Below are 5,752 nucleotides of genomic sequence, written 5' to 3'. Positions count from 1 at the left end.
ATGAGTGTCCAAGATTTGGGGGCCAGTTCATTTTCAGACGACCCTTTTGGATTTGAACTCAATAAATAATGTTTTTGCCGTAGCTTTCTAAAATTGATTTGATTTTGAGGATGGTTTCTTTGGGGGGCGGATGTACGCCGGTGAGTTTGTAGGTGTCGCCGCACAATGCCCATTTGTGCGCGCCCAGTTCGTGATAAGGAAGGAGTTCGACCATTTCGACGTTGTCCATGTCTGCGATGAATTCGCCGAGCAGGTGGGCGGAACGGTCGTCGTCGGTATAGCCCGGCACGACGACGTAGCGGACGCGGGCGGGCTGTTTGCGTTCGGCGAGGTAGTGGGCGAATTTGAGGGTTTTGGTGTTGGGGATGCCGACGAGGACTTTGTGGATTTCGGGGTCGATTTGTTTTAAATCGAGCATGACGAGGTTGGTGTGGTCGAGCAGGTCGTCAAGGATCGAATCGTAATGCAGGGCGTAGCCGTTGCTGTCGAGGCAGGTGTGGATGTCGTGTTCTTGGCAGGCGGTGAACCAGTCGCGTACGAATTCGTATTGCAGGAGCGGTTCGCCGCCTGTGGCGGTAACGCCGCCGCCTGTGGCGCGCAGGTAGTGTCGGTAGGACATGACTTGCTTCATGACTTCGGGCACGGTCATTTCTTGGGCTTGTTCGGTGTGCAAGTCCCATGTGTCGCGGTTGTGGCAGTAGAGGCAGCGCATGAGGCAGCCTTGCAGGAAGAGGACGTAGCGCAATCCGGGACCGTCCACCGCGCCGCAGGATTCTACGGAATGGACGATGCCTTTGCCGTTGTAATGGCGGTGTCCGAGGTCTTTGGCGGGGGCGGGCGTTTCGGGGTTGATGGCGATAGATGTCTGCATGGTGTCTGATGTACCGGATATTGGGGTCGTCTGAAAACTTGTTTTTGTGTTGCAGAGGGTTCTTCTTATTGGATTAATATGCGAGCATTGCGTTCCCTGTTGTGGGAAGTTTATGGGCTGTTTTTAAATAGGTAAATGGGTTTTAATGATAACTCTATTGTACCGCCTTCGGTCGTCTTGATTTAAAGTTAATCCACTGGATTTTGATATTATCAAACCATTGCTTCAGGCAAAATCAAGCCGGGTTCCGGATAATCCGTCCCCCGGCTTGGTTTACTGTAAACCCTTTGCTTTACATGGTTTGTGTAAAGGTGCGGGTAATCACGTCAAGCTGCTGTTCGCGGGTCAGCGAGTTGAAGCGTACGGCGTAACCGGACACGCGGATGGTCAGTTGCGGATATTTGTCCGGATTGTTCATCGCGTCTTCCAGCGTTTCGCGGGTCAATACGTTGACGTTCAGGTGTTGACCGCCTTCCACTTCTCCTTCTTCGTGGTGGAAGTAACCGTCCATCAGGCCTGCGAGGTTGCGTTCGCGGGAGTTTTCATCTTTGCCCAATGCGCCCGGCACGATGGAGAAGGTGTAGGAAATACCGTCTTTGGCAAACTCGAACGGCAGTTTGGCTACGGAGGTCAGCGAAGCGACGGCACCGTTGACATCGCGGCCGTGCATCGGGTTGGCACCCGGGCCGAACGGTGCGCCGGCGCGCCGACCGTCCGGCGTGTTGCCGGTTTTTTTGCCGTACACAACGTTGGAGGTAATGGTCAACACGGACTGGGTCGGCGTTGCGTTGCGGTAAGTTTTGTGGGTTGCCACTTTTTTCATGAAGCGTTCCACCAAGTCGCAGGCAATGTCGTCCACGCGGTCGTCGTTGTTACCGAACTGCGGATATTCACCTTCGATTTCAAAGTCGACGGCAATACCGTTTTCGTCGCGAATCGGTTTGACTTTGGCGTATTTGATAGCGGACAGTGAGTCGGCGGCCACAGACAAACCGGCGATACCGCAGGCCATAGTACGTTTCACGTCGCGGTCGTGCAGCGCCATCAGTGCGGCTTCGTAGCTGTATTTGTCGTGCATGTAATGGATGATGTTCAGCGCGGTAACGTATTGGGTTGCCAGCCAATCCATGAATTTGTCCATGCGCGCAAAGACAGTGTCGTAGTCCAAGACTTCGTCCATAATCGGTTCGGTTTTCGGGCCGACCTGGTCTTTGGATTTCTCGTCCACGCCGCCGTTGATTGCGTACAGCAGGGTTTTCGCCAAGTTGGCGCGTGCGCCGAAGAACTGCATTTGTTTGCCGACCACCATCGGGCTGACGCAGCAGGCAATGGCGTAGTCGTCGCTGTTGAAGTCCGGACGCATCAAATCGTCGTTTTCATATTGGATGGACGAGGTGTCGATGGACACTTTGGCGCAAAACTCTTTAAAGCCTTGCGGCAGTTGTTCGGACCACAATACGGTGATGTTTGGTTCGGGAGACGGACCCATATTGTACAGGGTGTGCAGCACGCGGAAGTTGGTGCGGGTTACCAGCGTGCGGCCGTCTAAACCCATACCGCCGATGGATTCGGTTGCCCAAATCGGGTCGCCGGAGAAGAGTTGGTCGTATTCGGGCGTACGCAGGAAACGAACCATACGCAGTTTCATCACCAAATGGTCGATAAATTCTTGCGCTTGGGTTTCGGTAATTACGCCGTTTTTCAGGTCGCGCTCGATGTAGATGTCCAAGAATGAAGACACGCGACCGAACGACATGGCGGCGCCGTTTTGCGATTTAACGGCGGCAAGGTAGCCGAAGTAAGTCCATTGGATGGCTTCTTGTGCATTTTTCGCAGGGCCGGAAATGTCGTAGCCGTAAGAGGCTGCCATTTCTTTCATTTGACCCAAGGCTTTGTATTGTTCGTTGATTTCTTCGCGGCGGCGGATAACTTCTTCCAAATCCACGCCGTTTTCCAAATCGGCTTGCAGCGAGTTGAACTGGTTGAGTTTGTTTTTCATCAAGAAGTCGATACCGTACAATGCCACGCGGCGGTAGTCGCCGATGATGCGACCACGACCGTAAGCATCCGGCAAACCGGTGATCACACCGGATTTGCGGCAACGGCGGATGTCGGGCGTATAAACATCAAACACGCCTTGATTATGGGTTTTGCGGTATTTGGTGAAGATTTCGCTGACTTCAGGGTTCAACTCGACGTTGTACACTTTGCACGCGTCTTGCACCATTTTCAAACCGCCGAACGGCATGATTGAGCGTTTCAGAGGCTCGTCTGTTTGCAGGCCGACGATGGTTTCCAAATCTTTATCGATATAGCCCGGTGCATGGCTGGTAATGCCGGACACGACTTGCGCGTCGATTTTGTAAGGTTCGTGCGTGCGGTTTTCGACTTTGATGCCTTCCATCACGTCCGCCCACAGTTTGGTCGTCGCCTCGGTCGCAGGCGCGAGGAAAGACGCATCGCCTTCATAAGGCGTGTAGTTTTTCTGAATAAAATCGCGCACGTCGACATTGGTTTCCCAATTACCGCCGACAAAACCTTCCCAAGCGGCAGGGCGTTGCTGTACATCGGTTGACATATCAAGCTCCTAATTTGTCAGATAGAATTTATAGGTAGAAGAAATTTACCTTTGCAGAATAGCACTTTAGCTCTATGAAGTGTAACGATTGGCGGAGATGTGAACGTTTACCCGATATTTTTTTGACTTACATCAATGAGAACAGTTATTACTTAAAACTACATTTTATTTTTCAAGCCTTTAGCGTGTAAACAAGTGTAGAATATAAAATTAAGCCCTGAAAACTTGTCCGGTTTTCAGGGCTTTTCCTTAGGTATTTGATTTCATGCAATTACATTGTGTAAAGGTCACAAGTTGGACACAAATTGGACACAAAGCAAAAAGACAGCCTGAATTATAAGCTGTCTTTTGGTAATTTAGAGTCTTAGATTATTCAATAAATTCATAGATTTATTGGTGCCCGGAGCCGGAATCGAACCGGCACGGCCGGTTTAGGGCCGACGGATTTTAAGTCCGTTGTGTCTACCTATTTCACCACCCGGGCGCAGACTGTTTTATATTGAAATTTGGAGGCGGGGGCGCGGATTTGAACCGGCCTATATAAGGGTTGCACCCCTTATAGCATAAACACTCTGCCCCCCCGCCATGAAATGAGTGGAGGCGAGAGTCGGAATCGAACCGGCGTCCACGGATTTGCAATCCGCTGCATTACCACTTTGCTATCTCGCCAAACAAACTACCAGGTAGTGTTCAAACTGGAGCGGGAAACGAGTCTCGAACTCGCGACCTCAACCTTGGCAAGGTTGCGCTCTACCAACTGAGCTATTCCCGCATGGGACACATCTGAAAATTAAACTGTGGAGCGGGAAACGAGTCTCGAACTCGCGACCTCAACCTTGGCAAGGTTGCGCTCTACCAACTGAGCTATTCCCGCCGAATGTCTGTTTCTTACTGCTGTTTCTGAAGAAGACGCAATTATTATGGATTTAAAACTTGTCGTCAAGGGGTTTGTTTTATTTTTTATTTGATTTCCTGCCACGCCATTTTCAGATAATAGAACATTGACCAGAGGGTTAATACAGATGCGATAAACATCAATATGTTACCTGTCAGGTAAAAAATATTGTCAAATCGATTGGAGGCTAAGAGCAATAAAAATATGGCAACCATTTGCGCGGCGGTTTTAAATTTGCCGATCGTGGCAACGGCAACGCTGCTCCGTCTGCCCATTTGCGCCATCCATTCCCTCAAAGCGGAAATGGTGATTTCCCTGCCGATGATGATAATGGCGAAGATAACATAAGTACGGCCAAGGCTGACCAGCAGCAATAATGCGGTCGCTACCATCAATTTATCCGCAACGGGATCGAGGAAGGCGCCGAAATCGGAGGTTTGCTTCCAAAGCCTTGCTAAAAATCCGTCAAACCAATCAGTTACGGCTGCGAGTGCGAAAATGATAGCGGCAGTCCAATTGACGGTTTCCGGTGCAATCCACCCTTTTGGCAGGAAAAACAGCAAAGTAAAGACCGGAATCAGCAAAACGCGCATCCAAGTCAGAAAAATCGGTATGTTCCAAGGCATGATTTACCTTTGATGTGGTTATGATAGTTAATTTGCCTATTATAACGGACTTATCTGTCTGAAAGCATATGTTTTAACTATCTTTCAGACAGCAAAAGCCTTCAAGTCCGTTTGTTTTTTCGATAAAACCTGCATTGAGGCAGCCATTCTTTTTGGCACGGGTCTTCGATAAACGACTTTAAAATCTTTTGAAAGGTTTGATTTTGGGCGTTGTATATGTTGCCTTTTAGATAACACGACGCGTAATAATGCGCCAATAAATCCGCCTGCTGCTCCATATTCAGCATACCGAAATGACAAATATCAGACAGATTGGGATAGAGATAGGCACGGCGGCGGCGGTAGCCTCCGCTGACGAACAAAAACAATCCGCCCAACCAGGTTTTAAATCCTTGCTGGTACTGCCAAACATGGGTCAATTCATGAATCATCCATATTTGATGGGACTCGGAAGCGAGGGCGAAGTCGTCAGGACAATTATTGCGCGGGAAATAGATGTTCCCGTTGGGCGAAACGGCAACCTGCATGGTTGGCAGGCAAGGAATGCCTTGATAGATTTTGACGCGGGCGTAATCAATGCTGTCGGCAAAAATCAGCTTTGCCATTTTGATTTCGTTGTCCGTCAGCCTGCGCCAGCGTTTGCTCATACCTTGTCCTTGTTACTTTCATGACGACCGGGGTCATCTGAAAACGGTTATCCTGCCTTATCAGTCATTCAGCTATGTTCACGACCGATACTGCCCTGCCCGCTTTATAGTGGATTAAATTTAAATCAGGACAAG

General features: G+C 49.8%; 4 protein-coding genes and 5 tRNA genes. All 9 read right to left on the bottom strand.

Going from position 1 to position 5,752, the window contains the following annotated elements:
* Positions 1-58 precede the first annotated feature (58 nt).
* Complete coding sequence (gene pflA / locus HMPREF3277_RS09940; RefSeq protein ID WP_003759661.1) at positions 59-871, bottom strand: pyruvate formate lyase 1-activating protein; 813 nt, start codon at positions 869-871, stop codon at positions 59-61.
* 292 nt (positions 872-1,163) lie between these two features.
* Entirely contained in the window at positions 1,164-3,449 is a 2,286-nt protein-coding gene (gene pflB / locus HMPREF3277_RS09935) for a formate C-acetyltransferase (RefSeq protein ID WP_070871006.1), read from the bottom strand.
* Positions 3,450-3,843: 394 nt separating this feature from the next.
* Positions 3,844-3,933: transfer RNA gene (locus tag HMPREF3277_RS09930), tRNA-Leu, on the bottom strand.
* A gap of 23 nt (positions 3,934-3,956) precedes the next feature.
* Positions 3,957-4,034 (bottom strand) — tRNA-Cys (locus HMPREF3277_RS14950).
* A 10-nt stretch (positions 4,035-4,044) separates the two neighbouring features.
* Positions 4,045-4,118 (bottom strand) — tRNA-Cys (locus HMPREF3277_RS09925).
* Positions 4,119-4,145: 27 nt separating this feature from the next.
* A tRNA-Gly gene (locus tag HMPREF3277_RS09920) sits at positions 4,146-4,221 on the bottom strand.
* A 26-nt stretch (positions 4,222-4,247) separates the two neighbouring features.
* Positions 4,248-4,323 (bottom strand) — tRNA-Gly (locus tag HMPREF3277_RS09915).
* Between the two features lie 86 nt (positions 4,324-4,409).
* On the bottom strand, positions 4,410-4,970 hold the full coding sequence (gene pgsA / locus HMPREF3277_RS09910) for a CDP-diacylglycerol--glycerol-3-phosphate 3-phosphatidyltransferase (protein WP_003744331.1): 561 nt from the start codon (positions 4,968-4,970) through the stop codon (positions 4,410-4,412).
* Between the two features lie 101 nt (positions 4,971-5,071).
* Positions 5,072-5,617: a hypothetical protein gene (locus tag HMPREF3277_RS09905; RefSeq protein ID WP_003763306.1), complete on the bottom strand. Its 546-nt coding sequence runs from the start codon at positions 5,615-5,617 to the stop codon at positions 5,072-5,074.
* Between the last annotated feature and the right edge of the window lie 135 nt (positions 5,618-5,752).

The sequence above is a fragment of the Neisseria sp. HMSC70E02 genome (assembly GCF_001838645.1).
In the GTDB taxonomy this organism is placed as follows: domain Bacteria; phylum Pseudomonadota; class Gammaproteobacteria; order Burkholderiales; family Neisseriaceae; genus Neisseria; species Neisseria macacae.
Note: the sequence above shows the minus strand (reverse complement) of the source record. Positions and strands in the feature narration are given on the sequence as shown.

Coding starts and splice junctions, on each gene's coding strand:
- pflB (WP_070871006.1), bottom strand. CDS start 3,449: ATGTCAACCGATGTACAGCAACGCCCTGCCGCTTGGGAAGGTTTTGTC.
- pgsA (WP_003744331.1), bottom strand. CDS start 4,970: ATGCCTTGGAACATACCGATTTTTCTGACTTGGATGCGCGTTTTGCTG.
- HMPREF3277_RS09905 (WP_003763306.1), bottom strand. CDS start 5,617: ATGAGCAAACGCTGGCGCAGGCTGACGGACAACGAAATCAAAATGGCA.
- pflA (WP_003759661.1), bottom strand. CDS start 871: ATGCAGACATCTATCGCCATCAACCCCGAAACGCCCGCCCCCGCCAAA.